This window comes from Streptomyces sp. NPDC001822 (genome assembly GCF_042892135.1).
In the GTDB taxonomy this organism is placed as follows: domain Bacteria; phylum Actinomycetota; class Actinomycetes; order Streptomycetales; family Streptomycetaceae; genus Streptomyces.
The window spans coordinates 61351-78272 of sequence record NZ_JBIATW010000004.1 but is presented as its reverse complement, the minus strand read 5'-3'; the positions used below and the strand labels follow the sequence as shown (position 1 = coordinate 78272).

The window sequence follows — 16922 nt, the reverse complement described above, 5'->3', positions numbered from 1 at the left end:
TCCCGCCCTTCACGATCCGAACACACCGAACTTGATGACCCACTCCGTGGACGAGCCACGAAGAGCCCCTGAGTCATATGCGCAGATATGCCCTCCAAATGGGGTCGGTTACATGTACATACATGCGCGATTCCCCTTGCCGATCGGGATGCGAGCCGCTCGATAGAGTGATCGCTACTGCAATCAGCGAAGCCAGCAAGGGGGACCCCATGTCGTTCGAGCGCGAATGGGCGCAGCGGAAGGACGAGGTGGCGGACCGCCACTCGACGCAGATGCGACTGAATCAGCTTCAGGGTGACCAGGGCCCCACCGGACAACCGCCCCTGCTGGGCAGCAGCCAGTCACCGGACCTGGCGACCACGTCCGCCGGGAAGAAGAAGGCGGCGAACAGCATCGAGAACAACATCGAGCCGGGCACCAGGACCGCCGCCGATGTCGCCGACGAGTCCGTCCGCGGCGCCATTGCGGAATTCACGGGATGGGAGACGTCCGCAGGACTCAAGAAGGCCCACTCTCATTGGGACGAGCAGGTCAAGCGACTGCTGGGGCGGCTGAGTCAGGAGAAGTCGGCGCTCCGCAGCACTGCGGTCCTCTTCAGCAACAATGACTTGGAGACCGAGGCGGGTTTCGTCCCGGTGTCCAAGGTCTCGGGCGTCTAGGGGAACCGGTGCCGACGTACGAAGAGATCACACAGACAGACCTCTCCGCGCTCATCACGGCGGCGGACGGCTGGAAGACGATGGCAGGCAAGTTCAAGACGCTGGAGGACATGTATGAGGACGAAGTCCAGAGCATCTCCAAGGGGCAGCTCTGGACGGGCGAAAGCGCCTCCGTATCATCCACGAACTTCGCTCTGACGCGCAGCGAGTACGATGCCGCGCAAAAAGAGGCGAAAGCCATGGAGTCACTCCTTCGCGATGCCCATGACCGGCTCATCGAGCTGATCGGGCGCGTCAAGTCCGCCGTGGCGGCGGCCGAGAAGGCCGGAATGAAGGTCTCGGCCCGGGGGACGGCGAGCTATGACTTCAGCAAGGTCGACGCACAGATGAAGTACAGCATCCAGCACGATCCTGACCTGCGGAACGTGGAGAATTCCTACACGCAGGCAGTCGCCGACGCCGTGAAATCCGTGACCGAATACGATCACGACGTCAAAGCAGCCCTCCTTCAGGCCTCGGGTGCCGACAAATCGGGGCTCTTCGGATTCAATGCGAAGCCGGTCGACGACGTCGAGGCCGTCGAGGCGCTCGGTCTCACGGAGAAGGTCCGATCCGGCAAGACCTCCGAGAGGGAATTGCGCCGCTACCGGGACATCATGAACGAGAACGCCGAGGACAAGCACTTCGGCGAGGCTTACATCAACGGTCTCGGCGCGAAAGGCACCTTGGACCTGGCCGACAGGATGGAGCTGGCGGCCAATGAACGAGGCGTGTCGCGGGAAGACAAGAAACTCTACGACTCGATCAACACCAGCCTGGCGAACACAGTGGCCTCGGCCACGAAGGATCCGACCGGCTACGCGTACCGGCCGTTCGTCGAGGGACTCAAGGACGCCGGTACGGACAACATCGGTGACAACCTCCGTCCGGTGAACGGATACCAGACCGCGATCACCCTCATGCAACACGGCAGCGGGTACGGGAAGCAGTTCCTCAACGACGTCGCGAACGACATCATCGACGCCGAGAAGAAGAACCCGAACGTCTGGCTGCACCACGTCGACGCCCAGCGCCCGACTCTGGCGAACGACCCGCTGGACGGCGTCCTGGGCATCATGGGCAAGGATCCGGAAGCGGCCACCTACTTCCTCGACCCGGAGGCAGGGGGAAACAGGAACGACCACCTGAAGTACCTGCTGACGGACCGCAAGGAATGGCCCGACGAGTACCTCTCCGGGCCCGGCCGGGTCATGGACGTCGAGGACGCGGGCAAGGCCACAGGGCTGGGAGCTGCCATTCAGGCAGCCGCCACCGGCCACGTACCGGGAGAGAGGCTCGGAGCTCCGGGTCCGCACACCGAGGGCCAGGCACGCGTCATGCACAACACCATCCGCTACCTGGACAGCGAGATGGGCGGGGACGAGTTCCCCGAGGACCTGAAGAATCTGCAGCAGCCGATGGCCAGGACCCTGGCGGACTACGTCTCCGACACGCACATCATCCTCGGCGGTCAGGAATCCGCCTACGGTGGCTCGGACGGCCAGGACTCCGTCCACGGCTCGGGCGACAAGTCCCATATCGCTGTCGGTCAGGGAAGCCTCATCCGGGTGATGCGAGGCATCTCCGATGACGCGCCGTCCTACTCGTTGCTGTACGAGGCGGAGCGGACCTACTCCGCCGTCGTCCTTGCCGAAGCACCCGCATACAGCGGCGACCCCGATCATGGCGTCAGTGCGGACTGGAACCATCGCGGGCACGAAGTCGGATCGGCGATGGGAGCCATGAACGGCATCGGCGCCGACGTCTGCAAGGACAAGGAGGAGGACAAGGTCGAGTGGGCCGAGGACATGGCGGAGTATTCGTCCATCGGCGCCAACGGGCTCATTGGCGAGATCCCCGTTCTGGGCACCGCAGGCGGAGCGCTGATCGACTCCGTCAAGTACGACTGGACGAAGGACGTGACCGACGCGGCCGAGGAACAGGGCAAGCAGGATTCAAGCGAGAACTACTCCAAGGGCAAGAACGGAACCAACGAGCTCATGGACAAATGGGGAGAGCAGAATGGGATCTCCGGCACCGGGGCTCACAGAACGGCCAAGGACGAAGCGAACGACGCGTATTCCGGCGGGCGCGCAGCCGCTGAAGCCCACCTTGGGTAGGAAGCGCCGCGGTCCGGGCGCCGCATGTGTGGTGGCAGCGCTGGCGATCGCGGCATCAGGGTGTACGTCCGGTGACTCCGCCGGGCCTCAGGCCCACGATGAGCTGTGCCGGCTCGCCCCGGGCTCCGGCGAGAGCGGCACGCTGCGTCGATTGCTGGGTGACGACGACGTCAGGACGGACATCTCCAACGACACCGACGATCTCACCGAGAGCATGCGGGACTGGCTGCAGCCGGGCGGTGCGGAGAGGTCGGCGCTCCCCCTGCGCATGTGCTCGTACCGTCCGGCGAAGACCACCGGCGCGCGTACGGTGAGCATCGAGTTCGGCTGGCTTCCCCGCGAGGAAGCCGGGGGAAGCTCCGAAGTCCTTCCCGGGAAGGTCCGTCGCTTCACCGTGAACGACGCGACCGTGCAGGCCAATGACACGCTGTCACGACTCACGGTGCCGTGTCGGCTGCCGGATCTCGAGAAGGCGTCGCGGAAGGTTCTGCTTCGGGGAGAAGCCTCCAATACGCTGCTCGTGGGAACCGACGTCCAGCGGAAGACGATCGAGCAGCAGGTCACCTTCCTCTATCTCATGACCCATAGAGCCGCCGAGGCACTCGGCTGCGAGAACGACCCGCTGGCGAAGAAGCCCACTATCGAGGCGTCCCCGGGGTCCGCCACCTGAGGTACGACTGGGCAGGCAGTCCGGTCCGGTGCTGAGTCCGTACGCGCGACGCCGCCCGCAGGCAGGCGTCACAGCCGACGGCCCGCCCGCCTCCTCGGAGGTGAGCGGGGCGTCGGGGCGTCGGGACCGTATGACGTCCGGACCGTGTGTCAGCCGATCTCGGCGCCGAATGCCGCCAGCGCCTCGGGCACCGGCTGGAAGAACGTCTCACCGCCGGCGGAGCAGTCGCCGCTGCCGCCGGAGGTCAGGCCGATCGCGGTGTCGCCGGCGAACAGCGAACCGCCGCTGTCGCCCGGCTCGGCGCAGACCGTCGTCTGGATGAGGCCGTTGACGATGTCGCCGTTGCCGTAGTTGACCGTGGCGTCCAGGGCGGTGACCTCGCCGTCGTGGACCTGGGTCGTGGAGCCGCTGCGCGTCACCGTCATGCCGACGGTCGCGTCGCCCGCCTTGGTGATCGCCTGGGTGGAGCCGTTGTAGAGGTCGACCTCGCTCGGGTGCGCCGTGTCCGACGTGTACTTGACGAGGCCGTAGTCGTTGTCCGGGAAGCTGGAGCCCTCGTTGGCGCCGATCTCCCCGCCGCCCTGGGAGTCCGACCAGCTGGTGATCGACTCGGTGCAGTGCCCGGCCGTCAGGAAGTACGGCTCGCCGCCCTTGACCACGTTGAACCCGAGGGAGCAGCGCCCGCCGTTGCCCCAGATCGCGTCGCCTCCGGCGATGAGCGGCTTGAACTCCCCGGCCGACTTGGTGAGCTCGGCCTTGGCACCGAGCCCCTTGACGACCGTGCTGAGCTTGTCCCAGGCCACGCCGTCGACCGTGCGGTCGGCGGTGACGATCACCTTGTTGCTGACCGGGTCGACGGCCCAGGAGGTGCCCGGGATGGTCGCCTTCGCCGAGAGGGTGCGGCGGGCGTTCGTCAGCTCGGCAAGTGTGTTCTGGACGAGTCTGGCCTTGCCGCCGGCCTGGCGGACGTGCTCGGCCGCCGCCTCGTCGACGACGTTGACGACGAGGTTCTTGCTATCGGCGTCGTAGTACGCGCCCGCCGTGTCGCCGCCCAGAGCCTTGTCGAGGGTGGCGGCGAGACTGCCGGCCGAGTGGGCGTCGAGGGTCTTCGCCGTGAACTGGGGTACGTCGTCACTGGCGTTCGCAGTCTGGAACGTCACTCCTGCTGCGACCAGGGCGAGGACGGCCGATCCGGCCATCGCCGCGCGCTTCCTGGATATGCGTCGGTGCTTCAACTTCGACCTCCTGTGGGGCCGTGCACGGGCAAGTGGGGTGCCCGGAACACGGAGGATGGGGCGCCCACTATTCCGATGCCGCCGATAGCACACAAGGTCGACTTCCGGACGCGCACATGACGGCGACCGTTCACCCGCGGCTTGTTCACAACCCGGGCTTCGCACCACGTCGGTTCCGTTCGCGAACACCCGGTGCGATCGGGGATCGGCAGCGGGTGAGGACTAGTCCTGTCCTGTAATCGCGGCCGGAGTCCGGATGCCGCGGAGGGCGTCCCTGAAGCCGAACACCACCCAACGCTCCCGGACGCCCCGAACACCACCGGTTCATCCCCGCGGGGAGTGCCGGTATCGCTTTCGATAGGACATCATCGAACTGGCAACACCCATCGGGCAGTTGACGCCCGGACCGAGTGGAGGGGGCGGCGTGCGAAGTCGGGTGCGCACGGCGGACGGACGGCATCTGATGGTCGAGCGTCAGGGGGATCCGCGAGGCAGACCGGTGTTCCTCCTGCACGGGATGCCGGGGAGCAGGCTGGGCCCCGCTCCCCGCGGCATGGTCCTCTACCAGCGCAAGACGCAGCTGATCACGTACGACCGTCCGGGATACGGCGGCTCGGACCGGCTGCCCGGGCGCAGGGTGAGGGACGTCGTCGAGGACGTACGCGCGATAGCGGACTCGCTCGGCCTCGAACGCTTCGCCGTGGTGGGCCGCTCCGGCGGAGCGCCCCACGCCCTGGCCTGCGCCGCGCTGATGCCCGAACGGGTCACCCGGGGCGCGGCACTGGTCAGCCTGGCCCCGTGGGACGCGGTGGGGCTCGACTGGTTCGACGGGATGGCGGCCTCGAACGTCCTCGCCTACTCCACCGCGGCGGCGGACCCCGACGGGCTGGCCGAGTCCTTCATCAGCCGCTCCGCCGAGATCCGGCAGAACCCGGTCCGGCTGCTGGACGACCTGCGACGGGAGCTGACCGACTCCGACCGGACCGTGGTCAACGATGCCGGCATCCGCACGATGCTGCTCGCCAACTACCGTGAGGGGTTGCGTACTTCGGCGTACGGATGGATCGACGACGCGATCGCCTTCTGCCGGCCGTGGGGTTTCGATCCGGCGGAGATCAGATGTCCCGTGATGCTGTGGCACGGTGTGAAGGACGTGTTCTCACCGGTGGGGCACTCACGCTGGCTCGCCGGCCGGATCCCGGGCGCCACCACCGTGCTGGAGCCGGCCGCGGCGCACTTCGACGCGCTGTCGGTGCTCCCCACGATCCTCAACTGGCTGCTGGAGGAGAACCCCGAGGCCGCCGTCTGCTGATTCCGGGCGTCTCCGCGGCGCCGGATCAGCGATCCCGGTGGTCCGGACCCCGTCGACCGGGGCCCGGACCGACGGCTCAGACCGACATCGGTTCCAGTTCCCGCTGGAACCGTGCCTCGTCCCTCGCTATCCGGGTCAGCGGATGGTCGTCGCCGAGCTGGCGCGCCAGCTCGTCACCCGTCTCGGCCCGCACGCGCAGCGCCTCGTCCGTGCGGCCCATGGCCGTGAGCGTGACCGCGAGGTTCGAGGTCATGGCCAGGGTTTCCGGGTGGTGCGCTCCCAGCACCTCCCGGAGCTGGGAGGCAACCCGCCTCTCCGTCTCCAGGACGATGTCGAAACCGCCCAGCTCGGCCGTCGCGTTGGCCAGGTTCATCACGGTGAACAGGGTGTTCGGGTGCTCGCGCCCGAACACCTCGCGCATCGTGGCGACCACCCGCGTCAGCAGCTGCTCCGCCTCCCGGGACGCGCCCGCGCCGGACAGGTAGACGCCGAGGTTGTTCTGCGCGGCGAGGGTGTACGGATGCCGCTCCCCCGGCACCTTCATGTACTGGTCGACCACCTCCTGGGCGGTGTCCCGCGCCTCGATCGCCTCCCCCGAGGCGTACTGGTCGGAGGCCATGTTGAGGTCGCAGGCCAGCGACTCCGGGTTGGCCGAGGTGTACTTGGCGCGGTACCTGGCCCGGGTCGCCACCGTCAGCCGGCGGGCGTCCTCCAGCTGCCCCGCCCGGCGGAGCGAGACGGCCAGGCTCTTGGCGGCGCTGAGCGTGGTGGGGTAGGTCCGTCCGAGGGTGGCCTTGAGGCTGTCGTAGGTGCGGCTGAGCAGTGCGACGGAGTCCTCGTACCGCCCGACCTCCCGCAGGTCGCGAGCCAGGTTCAGTGCGGACGACAGGCTGTGCGGGTGCTCCTGGCCCAGCACCTCGGACCGCAGGTCGTAGCAGTCCTGGTCGATCTCCCGCGCCCTGGCGTACTGCCCCACGCTCCGCAGGTTCAGCGCCAGGTTGTTGGCCGCGGCGAGGGTCCGTGCGTGCCGCTCGTGGAAGATCTGGTTGAAGCCCTCGTGGGCCTCCGTCGCCAGCTCGATCGCCTTCGCGTAGTCCCCGAGCAGCCCCAGGTCGATCGCCAGGCTGCTGGTGGTCATGTAGGTGTGCGGATGCTCCGGGCCCAGCACCTCCCGCTGGAGCCGCAGGGTGAACTCGTCGAGTTCCTTGGCCTCCACGTAGCGCCCACGGGTGCGGAGGATGTTGGAGAGGTGGAAGCAGAGGTACAGGTACTGGATGTCGCGCTCGCCCAGCATCTCCAGCCAGGCCTCCCGCAGTTCCTCCCCGAGGGTCCCGGCGGTCCGGACGTCGCCCCGCTTCCAGAGGTACCGGACGCGGTCGATCAGCAGTCTGCGGGTCTCGTGGTCCCTGCAGTAGCGGGCGTCCGAAGTGGCGAGGTGCGGCCAGATCGTGGCGAAGCGCGGCCAGGTCGCGGGGTTGTCGATCGGCTCGGTGTCGTCGGGCCGGGCTCCCGCCAGAATGAGGTGGACGACGTGCCTGGCCTCGGTCTGCTCCTCCTCGCTGAGCTGGGCCCTGATCACCGCCTGCACGAGACGGTGCACCTGGATGGAGTTCGACACCTGGTCGACCTTGGCGAGGGCGAAGCGGCCGATCTCCCGGATGACCCGGCCGAGCACCAGTTTCTCCTGGAGCGAGGAGTCGTAGGGCTTGAGCGCCTCGATCATCTCCTTGCTGTAGAGGAGATTGGCGGAGATCGGCTCGGGCGCGAAGAACGCGCAGAGCTGGAGCAGGCGTACCGCGGCGGGCGAGCGTTCCTTGAGGCGTTCGATGGAGATGTTCCAGGTCGCCGCGACGGGCTGCGGATAGCCGGCGGGCTGGTTCAGGGCCAGGACCTGCGGAGCCTGCTGGGCGAGCTGTTCCAGGTAGGTGTCGATAGGGGTGGCGGTCTCCGCGATCCAGGCGGCGGCCTGTTCGACCGCGAGGGGAAGGTCGCCGACGGCCGTGGCCACCTGTGCCGCGTCCTCCACGCTGAGGCCGGGCGCCCTGCGCTGCAGGTGCTCGATCGACTCCTCCCGCAGGAAGACGTCGACCGGAAGCGCGTCCCCGTGCTGGGACCAGGCCTGGTTCCGTGACGTGACCAGGATGTGCCCGGAGCCGCCCTGCGGGAAGTAGCGCCTGAGCCGCTCCGGGTCGTCGGCGTTGTCGAAGACCAGCAGCCACCGGTCCGACGGCACCCCGCGCCTCAGCAGGTCCACGGCCTCCTGGGACGCCGCCGCCATGTCGTCGCCGCCCTGGGCACCGAGCCGTACGGCCAGTTCGGCGAGCCCCGCGATCACGTCGTCGGTCTGCTCCGACGATATCCACCACACCAGGTCGTAGTCGGCCATGAAGCGGTGCACGTACTCGAGTGCGACCTGGGTCTTGCCCACGCCGCCGAGACCGTAGAGGGTCTGCGGCTGTGGCAGCACCACGGCCATGCCTCCGCCGAGCTGGTCACGCATGCGCTCCAGGACCAGGGAGCGCCCCGTGAATCCGGGGTTGCGAGGCGGCGCGTTCCAGATCCTGGGCACCGTGCCGGGGAAGCGGGGCCCGGGCGACACCCCGTCGCCGAGCTGTACCGGCCGGTCCAGGGCGCGCAGCAGTGCCGTGGTGGCGTTGACCTCGTCCAGCCGGAACAGGTCGACCGGGTTGCGGTCGATGTACGGCGCGGACAGGCGCACGTCGCTGATCCTGAGCGGCAGCAGCTGGCGCCGCCCGCCGCCCGGGTCCTCGGCGACGGCGCGTTCCCAGAGGTTCACGGCGCGCTGGGACTTGAGGTAGGCGCTGGAGAGGAGGACGACCGTGCGGGCGGCGCTCTCCGGTGTGGGCTGCGTGGGATCCGCCGTCCCGCTGTCGGCCGAGACGTCGCGCGGGACCACCCGGAATCCGGCCCTGCTCAGGACGGATTCGATCCAGTCGGCCCACATGCGGTTCTCCGCCACGTAGCTCAGGAAGAGATCCGCGGGCAGCGCGGGCCTGCGCCGGGTGAACGCGTCGCGGATGCGCAGCCTCACCTCCTCCCCCACCGGGGGCATGGCGGTGACCTCCTGCTCGGTGACGACCGCGGTGAGACGCTCGAAGGCGGACAGCAGCGAGTTGCTCAGTCCCGCCTCGTCGCCGAAGGTCGCCAGGGTCTCCTCGTAGGCGTAGTAGGGGCGGTACGGAATCTCGACCGCTCCCCAGTACGCGGTGAGTTCGTCGCCGGAGAGGTCGCGGGGCAGCCGGTCGAACTTGAGCCGCGCCAGCGCACGGCCGGCGTCCGCCTTCTCCTTCTCGCCCTCGTCGATCCGCATGGGGACCGGGAAGATGGAGATGGGCCGGCCCGTGTAGCGCTCGGCGATCTGGCGGGCTACGGAGGCCGCGCCGTCGATGGACTGGTCGCTGAGGGTGAAGCAGTCGACCAGCACGTCCGGGAGGTGAACGGTGCAGATGTCGGCGATGTCGCTGAGACCCGTACGGCTGTCGATGAGGACGTAGTCGTAGTTGGCCTTCATGTCGTCCCGCAGGGCGTCGAAGAAGTGGCCGCCGCCGAGCCGGTCGTAGAAGTTGTCCCAGTCGAAGGTGGAGACGGTCGCGGAGTACTCACGGTTCTGCCGGCCGGCCGAGACGAAGTCGAGGGTGCCGCCCCGCGGGAACTCCCAGCCGAGGGCCTCGGGGTTGAGCGAGACCGCGTGCGGCTGGATGCGTGCGTAGTCGCGGTGCCAGTCGTCGGCGCGCTGGGCGGGATTGGTGGCCGCCCAGGCGTATTCGGTGATCAGATCGATCACACCGGTGGTCGCCCCGAGTGTCGAGGGGTCGAGGAAGGGGTGGAAGAACCGGTGCAGCCCGGGTGCCTCCAGGTCCCAGTCGACGGCGAGCACCCGCTTGCCGTTGGCCGCGAGGATCCAGGCGGTGTTGGCGAGGGCCATGGTGCGCCCCGTGCCGCCCTTGTACGAGTAGAAAGTGACGACGCGCCCGTCACGCCCGGCTGTCATACGTCCTCCGCATTCGTCGCAGGGTCGTGCCTGTCGGGTATGAACTGTGTGTCGCCCATGGGACCCATCAGCCGCTTCCGTTCGCTCTGCCGTCCGCCCGTGGCGGGGGGATACACCGTCGCGTGCCGCAGATACTGCTGCGCGGCCACCTCGACGACCTGGGGGAGCACCTGCCCGAATGCCTCCATCGTCGGCACGCCCTTGGCGGCGGCCCGGCAGAAGGCCCTGCCCTGCCGCATCTTCGTCGGCATCGTCTGTTCGAGCTTCTCGATCAGCTCGGCCTCGGCCGCCCTGCTCTGGTGGTCGTCCCGGCACCAGGGGACGACCATGGTCACCCACGGCCTGTTCTCGGCGTCGAAGGCGGCGAGTCTGCGTCTGAGGTCCTCGTCCCGCAGAGCCCAGCGGTCGACCAGCAGTATCTCGGGTGTCGTGGGGGGCTGCTTGCCCTCCCGTTGCCCCGTGTCCTCGTCGAACGACGTGATGACCGCTTGGTAGTTGAGGGAGCGGACCAGTTCCTCGGCGACGTAGGCCAGTGGCTTCGCGGCAGCCGGATGGTAGGGGTTCCAGTCCTGCGGGTGGTCGCCGTAGTACTCGGCGGCGCGCCCGTCCGGAAGGTCGTGGCGCGTGGGCGCGGCGATGGTGATCTGCATCGGCCGCGGCGCTCCCACCCCGCTGCTGGGAGACCCGAAGGCACTCGGCGCGAGCCGGTAGTCCACCGGTCTCCCGGTGTCTATGCGCACCGTGTCGGCGACGCTGACGATGCGTTTGGCCAACTCGTAGACGGCACGCTCGTATTCCTGGGCGAAGAGCCTGAGTTTGATCAGCCCGTAGAGCCCGTCACTGACGTAACGCTCCCCGAAATCACGGTGGTTGAACTGCAGACGTTCGGCGGAACCAGGCATCTGATGAGGTGGGACCGGAACCCAGAGCGCGGGCACGATGGCCTCCGCGGGCTGGTTCGAGCGTGCCCGGTGGTGGATGGCCCGCTGTTCGAAGGCGTACCACTCCTTGCCGCACATCTCACTGGCGAAATAGCGCGGCGAGAACAGCGGAACGAAGACCCGGCAGGTGGCGAGGACGCCGCCCAGGCGTTCCGACCAGCCCTCGCCGGAGCGTATCTCCCGGTCCATGAAGCCGGCGGACGCGCCCGCCGGCAGATCGGTCATGGCCATCACATGACCGCAGAGATCTTGGAAAAGCCGTTCGACCCACATGTCGGGGTCCGTGCCACCGCCGTACCCCGGTGTGTGCGCGTAACTCAGAAAGAAGTACGGCCGATGGTCCGCCGCTCGCTGCTGCGTCGATGCGTGCACACGACCCCCGTCCTGTGTGAGCACTCGCATCAGGAAGTGGAACGATCGATGCGAGCGAAATCATCATTACGGAGCGGACCACACTCCACCCCCCTGCCGTTCGGTCATTCACCGTTGCTTTTCAGTCATCCATCCCCACGTGCGGTCAGCGCTGCTCTTGATCAGAAACGGCCCTGCAGTCGTTCTTCCCCGGATGTCCCCTGTGCGCCGTCGATGATCTCCTTTCGAAGACCACTCAGAATCCGCGCTCCGTCGATGGTCAGTTCGGGAGCCGATTCGATCGAATCCAGGGCGTGGCGCACGCCGTTCAGGAGCCTCGGAGCGAAGAGTCCCGCACCGACCCGTTCGAAAGTCTCCGAGAGTGCTTGCGAGATCGGCACGGATTCCGGATTCCACGGCACCCGGTAATTCCATGCCCCGTCCGACGCGAAAAGATCCGTCACTTCGACGAGAGCCTGGAACTTGGTGCGGCGGAATCCGCGCAGCAGTGCGAGCGCCAGCTCCTCTTCGCCGCCGTCGTCACCGATGCCCAGCGCGCCGTAACCATGTCCTCCGGCACGGGTGGGTCCGGTGGCGAGCGGTGTCAGTGTCACCAGGGTCTCCGCCGCCTCGGCCGCCTGCGCCGGCACCCTCTCCCGCAACAGCTTCCAGGCCAGGGCCAGCCTCGCGCCCAGGTCCCCGGCCTCCCGAGCGGTGAGCCGCGCGGCCGCGGGGACGTCGAAACACATCCGGTACGGGTCCAGGTCGTCGATGACGAGCTCGGGCGTGCCGTCACCCCCCGTCCGCCTGAGTGGCAGCCAGTCCGGGCCCTCCTCCGTGAGGGAGGCGACGCGCCGCCCGGCTCCGGCGTCGGCACCGAGGACCAGGAACCCCTCCCCCTCCGCCCTCACCAGAACGCGGCCCCGCTCCACCGGGCCACCGATCCGCACCTCGCCGAGAGTGGGCAGGAAGAGCGCCCCGTCCGCGAACTCGACGGGGACGGCGGCGGCGAGCCTCGCACGGACGGCCGCGGCGGCCACCGACACGGCCAGTCGCCCGGCCGCACGGTCGGCGTGTGCGAGACCGTCCGGCGCGGCGTTCGCCTCGCGGAGCCAGGCACGGGTGAAGGGGTGGGCGAGCACCTCGTCCAGGGCGACGGCCCCCTGCTCGGTCCGCTCGACCTCGGCCGCCAGACTCCAGGCCTCCTCCCAGCCGTCGTGCCCGCGCCCGCCGAGCCTGGTGTGCAGTCCGGCGAGGAGGGTCCTGTTGACGTCGAGTCCCGCCGCCACGAGCTCCGCGGGGTCGGTGACCGCGGCGGATCCGAGGGACACGGCGGCGCGTTCCTCGATACCGCGCACCAGCGCCGCCAGATCCGCGCAGTAGACGGAGGGGTTGTCGAAGCCGTTGGACGAGCGGTAACGATGCGTGTAGAGCCCACCCCCGCACGAACGTACGACGGGGCACGAGCGGCACGTCTCGCTGACGCCGGCCAGCCCGAGCTGACGCGACCGCACCCCGGGGTGTGCGGCCACGTCGTCGAAGGTGTTCCCGAAGACGTCGAACCCGGTGGCCGCCGCGCCTTCATAGGCACTCTTGAGCGAGTCCACCTGCTCCAGCTGCCCGTCCGTCTCGATGACGACGAGGTCCGTCGGCGCGAGTCCCAGGGACTCGGTGAGACTGGGGCCACCGCTCAGCGTCGAGAGCACCGACGCGAAGAGCCGCACCGGCACCTCCTGGCCGCGCTCCGTCCAGCGGTCGTAGACCGCGAGGAGCCAGTCGGCGTAGGCAGTGGGTGAGCCGTCGGGCCGCAACGGAGTTTCGTCCCAGGTGGCGTGCGGCAGAAGGAAGTCCACTCGCGGAGGGTCGAGATCCGCGAGCGCGTCGAACACGGCGACCGGGTCGTTGCGGATGTCGATGGTGCACAGCAGCCCGAGATCCAGGTGCCGGTAGCGGTCCTGCCGCAGGAGCTCGACGGCCCTGAGGACCAGGGGATGACTGGTACGGCCGTTGGCGAAGAGGCGGTGCCGGTCGTTCGCCGCACGGTCGCCGTCGAGGGAGATGCCGACCCGCACGCCGAACTCGTCGAAGAGGTCGAGATAGCGGGGGCTGAGCTGGACGCCGTTCGTATGGATCCTCAGGTCCAGCTCAGCGATACCGTCCAACGCCGATGTGAGCTCCTCGCAGACGCGGCGCAGTCGCGCAGGGCCGGCCAGGAGCGGCTCGCCTCCATGCAGGATCACTGACATCGAATCGAGTGCATGCTGCGAGGCATGCTCGGCCAACCGTCGAGCCGTCCATGAAATGGCGTCGTCAGAGATGGACTTAGGGCGGGTGCGCCAGCTCTGATCTGCATGTTCATAGATGTAACAATGGTCGCACGCGAGGTCACATCTGCTGTGAACCTTCAGCACGACCTCGCGAAAGGGGACCAGGGGTCCTGTCATTCCCCCAGTCTAGCCATCGGCCCTCGCCTCAGAGTGCGGAGCTGAAGGTCGAAATCTCGGTGGGGCGACTCGTGGAGGTGCCGAATACCCGCCCGATCTTCCTTGACGCGTCGGCGCCCCGGGCGTCGATCTTGGCGAGCGGTACACGGCTCTTCTTCGCAATGGCGAAGGAGGGGGAGGTCTCGTAGGTCTTCACGGGCCGTCCTTGATGGATTGTTTCTGGACACTGGATCACAGCCGGTACCTGCATATTCACAGTGCCCGGCGGCACGACTTTACCGTCCTCACGGGCGGCCGCAAACGCCGCCGTGAGAGGAAATCCTGCGTTTACGCCGAATTGCGATGGCCGAAATCCTGACGCCGATTGAGCCACGTGAGTGAGCGCCCATCGGCTGCGCCGCGCACCGGCGTCCGGACACACGGGGTGACGGGGCCGCTCCACCTCGTGATTCTGGCTGCGAACGGCGGTTTCACCTCCTGCCCGCGCGTCATACACCACGCGGCGCGGTACCACCCGAACGGCAGCGCACGGGGAGCACCGGCACGCCTCGCGCCAACAGGCTTCCACACAAACGGTGTTCACCCGTCCGGCGCTCAGACACCCTGCGTCCCGGGGATCGCGCCGGACTCGGGGGTCAGTCGAGCGGAGCAAAGGCCGTGGCCCGCGCACCCCTCAGGCAGTCCCCGATGCGCTCATGGCTGTCGCCGACGACGTCGACCACCCGGACTCGCGTGTAGAGCGCGTCGACACGCTCCAGGCACTTCTTCGAGAAGGCGCCCACCAGCACCGTCTCATAGCTGCCGGTACCCACCAGCGGGAATCCCGGCCCGATGTCGATGAGCTGGAAGTCCTCGGCGACCGTGAGGCCGAGGGCCGTCAGTTCGGTCGCGGTGCCCGCGACATCGGTCCACCGGGCACGGCCTGGGGCGGCCGATCCGGCCGGGACCACCAGGAAGTCGTACGACTGGACGGCGGCGATGTGCTGACCGCCGTTCAGCAGGCCGACCCTCCATGCCTGGACACTGCCCCTGAGGTGTTCCTTCGCCCAGGTTCCCCGCCAGCCCAGGTAGGGGCGCACGGTCCGGGCGTACTGGGCCCGCGCCAGAACCGCGCCGGCGGCGACGGCCAGAAGGCTGCCGAGGGCCTCCGTGTCGAGCAGCTGCAACCGCCAGGGCCAGTCACTCCGCGTCCCGGGTCCGACGTTGGCGCGCACGGACTCCCACACGAGGACCAGCGCCAGCAGCAGGAGCAGCACCAGGGGCGCGGTGAACAGCAACGGGCTCCGGCGCACTCTGCGCTGGGCACCGGCCCTGGGTGCGGCACCCCCCGGCCCCGCTTCGGCCACTCGGCCCTCCTTGGTCCGACGAGGAGGCAGCCGCCTCCCGTTGCCCGACAACTCCCCTGCACAGAAACGCTGTTGGACGATACTCGCACAGGAGTGCGCATCGCACGAGAGTGTCCCCCGGAGGCCTCCGTGCCTCCGTGCGCCACCGAGGCGCCATTGCCGTCGACGGAGGCGCGACCTACTCTCGTGGCCCCGGCAGGCGGCCGCGCACCCTCAGAGCCCCGGGCAGCACCGTCGGTCCCGGCCCGGCAGCCGGCCCCGGCCGCACGACCCGCACGTGAGCCGTAACTGCCGACGGGGGTGAACATGACAGCGATTCCCGGACCGCTGCAGAGCATGGTCTTCAGGAGCGCCGACCTGCCCGCGCTCTTCCACCACACGGACGCCGTCGCCGTCGCGCGCCAGCGGGAGGCGGTCAACAGCACCCGCGCGCAGTTGTTCCTTCTCGTCCTGGGCACCGTGCCCGCCGCGCTGCCCTGGCACGCACAGGTCGGTGGCTCGTTCCAGCTCCTGGATCTGCTGGCGGTGTCGGCCTACACGGGTGTCCTGATCACGACCTTCCTCGCCTCTCGCCGCAAAGCAAAGTCGCACTGGCAACTCAACCGCTCCGCAGCGGAGTTCATCAAGTCCAACTGCTGGCGCTACGCCGTCCACGGCTCCCCCTTCGACAGCGGCATCCAGCACCCGGAGGCGGTGTTCGCCAGCCGGCTGGAGGAGGGGCTCCAGGAGTTGCGGAAGGTCGGCTGGGACGACCCCCGGGAGCGGATGGCCGACTCCGGGGGCGGGCTCATCACCGCGTCCATGCGGGAGTTACGCGACAAGGCGTTCACCGTGCGCAAGGAGACGTACGTCCGGGACCGGCTGATCGAGCAGCGGCGCTGGTACCGCAGGCGCATGCAGGTGTCGCGGCGCGGCGCGCTCGTCTGGTCGAGCACCATCGCCCTGCTGACGCTCCCCGCGCTGGTACTCGCCGTGCTCCAGGCGTTCGGCAGAGCCGACTCCTTCGCCCTGACCGGGTCGTTCTCCGCCGCTGCCGCCGCCTGTCTCGCCTGGAACGAGATGAGGCGGCATCACCCTCTCGTCTCGGCGCACTCCCTGGTGGAGGAGGACCTGGAGAACATGCAGGCCGCGATGGAGACGACCCTCACCGAGCGGCACTGGGCCGCGGCGGTCTTCGAGACCGAGCGGATCGTCTCCCCCGAACACACGGACTGGCTGGTCCGACACCGGACGTGACGCCGCCACCGGACGTGACACCGCCCCCGGTCACGGTCCCGTGCCGGCCGGCACACGCCTCACCCGCGCTCCACGCCGTCCCGCCAGATGACGGTGACCGGCCGGCCGAGCGCCCGGGCGTACGTCACGATGTCGCCCGTGCCGCCGAGCCCGCGTGCCGGGAGGCCGTCCCAGACCGCGAGCAGCCGGTCGCAGTGGTCGGCGATGTACGCACCCGCCGCGTAGTAGGCCTCGTCGGTGGAGTGCGGGAAGTCCAGCCGTACCTCGCGCGCGGCACGCGCCTTCAGAGCCCGGTAGCGCGTGAGTTCGGCCCGGTCGGCGAAGCCCTCCTCGTAGTCCCCGCTGGGGATGACCACGGTCAGCTCGGCGCCGTGGGCCAGTGCGATGTCGGCGAAGAGCTGGTCGGCCCCGACCGCCAGGCTGGAAAGGGCTTCGAGGGAACCTTCGTGACCGCAGAGCGCCGCTCTCAGGCCCTCCAGCACATGGGCGTGGACCTCCGGGGGGATGGAGCGGTGACCGGTCACTCCGATGCGTTTCACGGACCTGGAACCCCCTGG

The 16922-nt window shown here is 68.7% G+C and carries 12 protein-coding genes; 5 read left to right on the top strand and 7 right to left on the bottom strand.

The annotated features are described in order from the left end of the window. Nucleotides 1–209 precede the first annotated feature (209 nt). The 3 genes from ACFYY2_RS11150 to ACFYY2_RS11140 all read left to right on the top strand — a co-directional run bounded on the left by ACFYY2_RS11150 (nt 210) and on the right by ACFYY2_RS11140 (nt 3488). Entirely contained in the window at nt 210–659 is a 450-nt protein-coding gene (locus tag ACFYY2_RS11150) for a hypothetical protein (protein ID WP_388740246.1), read from the top strand. Nucleotides 660–667: 8 nt separating this feature from the next. Continuing rightward, entirely contained in the window at nt 668–2818 is a 2151-nt protein-coding gene (locus ACFYY2_RS11145) for a DUF6571 family protein (RefSeq protein ID WP_388740244.1), read from the top strand. A 151-nt stretch (nt 2819–2969) separates the two neighbouring features. Continuing rightward, nucleotides 2970–3488, top strand: a complete 519-nt coding sequence (locus tag ACFYY2_RS11140; protein ID WP_388740242.1) for a hypothetical protein — start codon at nt 2970–2972, stop codon at nt 3486–3488. Between the two features lie 149 nt (nt 3489–3637). On the opposite strand, the gene ACFYY2_RS11135 is transcribed toward ACFYY2_RS11140, so the two are convergent. Further along, a complete protein-coding gene (locus tag ACFYY2_RS11135) occupies nt 3638–4816 on the bottom strand; it encodes a S1 family peptidase (RefSeq protein WP_388741304.1) in 1179 nt (392 codons plus the stop codon). Between the two features lie 331 nt (nt 4817–5147). Here ACFYY2_RS11135 and ACFYY2_RS11130 point away from each other — a divergent pair, with 331 nt between their 5' ends. Continuing rightward, on the top strand, nt 5148–6035 hold the full coding sequence (locus ACFYY2_RS11130) for an alpha/beta fold hydrolase (protein ID WP_388740240.1): 888 nt from the start codon (nt 5148–5150) through the stop codon (nt 6033–6035). Between the two features lie 76 nt (nt 6036–6111). On the opposite strand, the gene fxsT is transcribed toward ACFYY2_RS11130, so the two are convergent. From fxsT to ACFYY2_RS11105, 5 genes are all read right to left on the bottom strand, one after another. Further along, entirely contained in the window at nt 6112–10047 is a 3936-nt protein-coding gene (gene fxsT / locus ACFYY2_RS11125; protein ID WP_388740238.1) for an FxSxx-COOH system tetratricopeptide repeat protein, read from the bottom strand. Beyond that, nucleotides 10044–11390 (bottom strand): FxsC protein, encoded by a 1347-nt coding sequence (gene fsxC / locus ACFYY2_RS11120; protein WP_388740236.1) that lies wholly within the window; start codon nt 11388–11390, stop codon nt 10044–10046. The genes fxsT and fsxC overlap by 4 nt, the downstream gene beginning before the upstream one ends. A 131-nt stretch (nt 11391–11521) precedes the next feature. Then, on the bottom strand, nt 11522–13783 hold the full coding sequence (gene fxsBH, locus ACFYY2_RS11115; RefSeq protein WP_388740234.1) for a radical SAM/SPASM protein FxsBH, inactivated beta-hydroxylase extension form: 2262 nt from the start codon (nt 13781–13783) through the stop codon (nt 11522–11524). A gap of 28 nt (nt 13784–13811) precedes the next feature. Next, nucleotides 13812–13979 (bottom strand): FxSxx-COOH cyclophane-containing RiPP peptide, encoded by a 168-nt coding sequence (fxsA, locus tag ACFYY2_RS11110; protein WP_388740231.1) that lies wholly within the window; start codon nt 13977–13979, stop codon nt 13812–13814. Nucleotides 13980–14418: 439 nt separating this feature from the next. Continuing rightward, nucleotides 14419–15129, bottom strand: a complete 711-nt coding sequence (locus ACFYY2_RS11105) for a hypothetical protein (RefSeq protein WP_388740228.1) — start codon at nt 15127–15129, stop codon at nt 14419–14421. A gap of 306 nt (nt 15130–15435) precedes the next feature. Between ACFYY2_RS11105 and ACFYY2_RS11100 the strand changes: the two genes are divergently transcribed. Further along, the gene (locus ACFYY2_RS11100; protein WP_388740226.1) at nt 15436–16365 is read left to right on the top strand and encodes a DUF4231 domain-containing protein; all 930 of its coding nucleotides are present in this window, start codon (nt 15436–15438) and stop codon (nt 16363–16365) included. A 59-nt stretch (nt 16366–16424) separates the two neighbouring features. Here ACFYY2_RS11100 and ACFYY2_RS11095 read toward each other — a convergent pair whose 3' ends face one another. Continuing rightward, the gene (locus ACFYY2_RS11095; RefSeq protein WP_388740223.1) at nt 16425–16904 is read right to left on the bottom strand and encodes a hypothetical protein; all 480 of its coding nucleotides are present in this window, start codon (nt 16902–16904) and stop codon (nt 16425–16427) included. Nucleotides 16905–16922 lie beyond the last annotated feature (18 nt).